Source organism: Ruegeria sp. F5 (genome assembly GCF_056533845.1).
The window spans coordinates 1-2,266 of record NZ_JBQFOU010000059.1 but is presented as its reverse complement, the minus strand read 5'-3'; the positions used below and the strand labels follow the sequence as shown (position 1 = coordinate 2,266).

Sequence of the window (2,266 nt, the reverse complement as noted above, 5' to 3'; positions counted from 1 at the left end):
AATCCCATTGAAACGGCAACAATACGCGGCTTGCCATTGGTCGTTTAAGTAAAGAGCAGATGTGAGTGTGCCCTGGTTTCCGCGATGATCTCAAAGGCAAATGACGCTGGTGTCGGCCAGTTGGGGCGTAAGGTTGCTTCCACTATTTCCGCGTCAGCTACAAACTGCGCGTTGTGTTTCGCAGCAAGATGGCGCATGTGGTGGTTTTCCTTCAGGCACATCATTTGGATTGTCCTTACACCCCTGTTCTGCGCCATTGCGAACATCTGTTGAAACAATGCGTCGCCAATCCCAATGCCTTGCCACTCGGCTTCGACGGAGAAGGCAGCTTCGGTCTTTGATTGCCATGACTGAAAGAGACCGCGCAGTTCCACAAGGCCTCTCAATTGCCCAGAGATAAACGCTCCACAAACGATACTGTCGTACCGAAGGACATTCTGCGCGTAGCCCAGAACCCCTGTATTAGTAACAGTCCCACAAAACCGTTCGCGCCGAGTCTGGTCATCTAATCGAAGAAAATGATCACAGATGTCATCTTGATCGCGAAAACGGAGACGACGAACGATCGGGTCTCGTGAAGTTCTCCTATCGCTCATCTTTCGGGCTCCTGCTTGGCAGGTTGGTTTGGGCCAGCACTTTCGGGAGGAGTTGAAAGTGCTGGCCCCTTGCGTTGGCGCTCCCTGTAGTCTTTTTCGCCGCCGCTTTTGCTGGCTTACTCTGGGAGGAGCGAGGACCAGCAAATTTCGTGTGAGCTTCTGACCTGAAGGCCTCTGTTCTATTAATCAGCCATCAATTTCGCGGCGTATTCCGCGATATCGGATCGCGAAATTCCAATCTGTGCGAGTTGGTCGTCGCTCATTTTCGAAAGTGTGGAGAGCATCCGGGCCATTTGAAGCGTCTTCAAGACGGCATTTGCCGTGGCTCCGATCCACGCCAGTAAGCTGATGGATAGGGCAATGGCGTGAACACGATCTGTAACAGCCGTTTGGGAATTAGCAGCCATACGCAGCCTCCATAGCAAGTCTTTTGATGCTACTGCGCGGAATACCCAGATCTATTAGGTCACGGTCAGATAACACCGAGAGTTCATAATAAGTTGCGCGATAAATCCTGTATTTGGACTGTGCCTTTCGCATCATGTCCAGCTTTTGATGAAAGAACGTGCGGCCAGCTTCGAAAACGACATCCAGCCTGCTGTTTGATCGAGTAATTGCCATGATATTGCCTCGTCTGTTGCTGCAATGCAGTATTTATGCTGCAATGCAGAGATAGATGTATTTGGTAGCGCTCACAATTCGACAATTTGGCAAAGGCCCCATGCCATATTGGAACAGTAAAGGTCATGACATGGACATTTCTGTGCAAATGCTAATCTTTGCGACGGTTGTCGAGCAGGGCAGCATCTCTGGGGCTGCAAGATCAATGAGGCAGACCCCATCAGCAGTTAGTAAGCAGATCGGATTACTTGAAGATCAGGTGCACTACCGCCTTCTTAATCGCACCAGAACGGGTGTCTCTCCGACGCGAGAAGGCCAAGATTTCTATGAAAAATGCAAAGCGATGGCTGACAAGTTTAATGAAGCCAAAGCGATGATCAACAGTTTTGACGGTGTCCCACGCGGAGAACTTAGGATTGCATCCACTGTCGCATTCGGTAAGTCTCAACTGATTCCTGCCCTGCCAGAGTTCATGAAAGAGAACCCTGAGGTTCAAATGTCTTTGGATTTGACCGACCGAGAAATTGATCTTCGGAGTGAGGGGTTCGATGCGGCGATCTGCTTTGCAGAACAACGCAAGAATCCAGATATGGTCATTAGGCGCATTATGCAGAGTCGCAGGGTACTATGTGCCTCACCTGCATACCTTGAGCGTTGTGGAACACCGTCGAATTTTGCCGAATTGGCTGAGCACAATTGCTTGAGAGTTGCTGGGAGAAGCCAACGGAACGCTTGGAACAGCATTAAACCGAACGCAGGCGAAAAATTTGAAGCAACGGGCAGCTTTGAGGGAAACAGCACCGATGTCGTCTTTCGAGCTGCTCTAGCAGGTATCGGGATCGCACGGCTGCCCTGCTATATGGCAAACAGGAAATTTCGCTCCGGCGAACTTGTCCACGTCATGCCGGAGTATGCACCACCCAGCACAGATATTGTCGTAATGTTTGCCGACAGGCGCAATCTAGCACCAAAAACCAGAGCGTTCGTGGATTACCTGGCGCGACGGTTTCGGGATTCCAAAGAAAACCAAAGGAACGGCTAACTACGTA

Annotated in this window: 4 protein-coding genes; 1 reads left to right on the top strand and 3 read right to left on the bottom strand. The window is 50.5% G+C overall.

The window, feature by feature from the left end; genetic code table 11:
* Nucleotides 1–44: 44 nt before the first annotated feature.
* The 3 genes from ACR0K1_RS25475 to ACR0K1_RS25465 form a co-directional block, all read right to left on the bottom strand.
* Nucleotides 45–596: a GNAT family N-acetyltransferase gene (locus ACR0K1_RS25475; RefSeq protein ID WP_480852301.1), complete on the bottom strand. Its 552-nt coding sequence runs from the start codon at nt 594–596 to the stop codon at nt 45–47.
* A gap of 182 nt (nt 597–778) precedes the next feature.
* A complete protein-coding gene (locus ACR0K1_RS25470; RefSeq protein ID WP_480617695.1) occupies nt 779–1,003 on the bottom strand; it encodes a DUF1127 domain-containing protein in 225 nt (74 codons plus the stop codon).
* Nucleotides 993–1,136, bottom strand: coding sequence for a DUF1127 domain-containing protein (locus tag ACR0K1_RS25465; protein WP_480852302.1), 144 nt, complete (start codon nt 1,134–1,136; stop codon nt 993–995). The genes ACR0K1_RS25470 and ACR0K1_RS25465 overlap by 11 nt, the downstream gene beginning before the upstream one ends.
* A 136-nt stretch (nt 1,137–1,272) precedes the next feature.
* Between ACR0K1_RS25465 and ACR0K1_RS25460 the strand changes: the two genes are divergently transcribed.
* Nucleotides 1,273–2,259, top strand: a complete 987-nt coding sequence (locus tag ACR0K1_RS25460) for a LysR family transcriptional regulator (protein ID WP_480852300.1) — start codon at nt 1,273–1,275, stop codon at nt 2,257–2,259.
* Nucleotides 2,260–2,266: the final 7 nt, after the last annotated feature.

What these genes read in the sequence shown, in the direction of transcription:
- ACR0K1_RS25475 (WP_480852301.1), bottom strand. Translation starts at nt 596, where the DNA reads ATGAGCGATAGGAGAACTTCACGAGACCCGATCGTTCGTCGTCTCCGT.
- ACR0K1_RS25470 (WP_480617695.1), bottom strand. Translation starts at nt 1,003, where the DNA reads ATGGCTGCTAATTCCCAAACGGCTGTTACAGATCGTGTTCACGCCATT.
- ACR0K1_RS25465 (WP_480852302.1), bottom strand. Translation starts at nt 1,136, where the DNA reads ATGCGAAAGGCACAGTCCAAATACAGGATTTATCGCGCAACTTATTAT.
- ACR0K1_RS25460 (WP_480852300.1), top strand. Translation starts at nt 1,273, where the DNA reads ATGTATTTGGTAGCGCTCACAATTCGACAATTTGGCAAAGGCCCCATG.